The sequence below is a fragment of the Saezia sanguinis genome (genome assembly GCF_003991585.1).
GTDB classification, from domain to species: domain Bacteria; phylum Pseudomonadota; class Gammaproteobacteria; order Burkholderiales; family Burkholderiaceae_C; genus Saezia; species Saezia sanguinis.
The window spans coordinates 1-236 of record NZ_PQSP01000215.1 but is presented as its reverse complement, the minus strand read 5'-3'; the positions used below and the strand labels follow the sequence as shown (position 1 = coordinate 236).

Sequence of the window (236 nt, the reverse complement as noted above, 5' to 3'; positions counted from 1 at the left end):
GTATCGCCCTCGCGCAGGCAGAACCGGCCGGTGGGGACGGTCAGCTCGACCTCGTCGCCTTCGTCGATGTTGTCGTGCATCCAGTTCGACACCGCCCCGCCGGGCACGCGTTTCACCGTGGTCGTGAACTCGGCATCGGTTTCGGGGGCGCTGGACATCGAGTACGACCGGAACAGCGGTTTGCCGTCGACGGTGACCTTGAAGGTGCAGAACTGCCCGGCCCGATAGGAGAACGG

Annotated in this window: 1 protein-coding gene; it reads right to left on the bottom strand. The window is 65.7% G+C overall.

Annotation, left to right across the window (positions count from 1 at the left end):
• The coding region (locus tag CUZ56_RS15555; RefSeq protein ID WP_239442664.1) for an FAD-binding oxidoreductase at nucleotides 1–236 on the bottom strand (236 nt) is incomplete at both ends.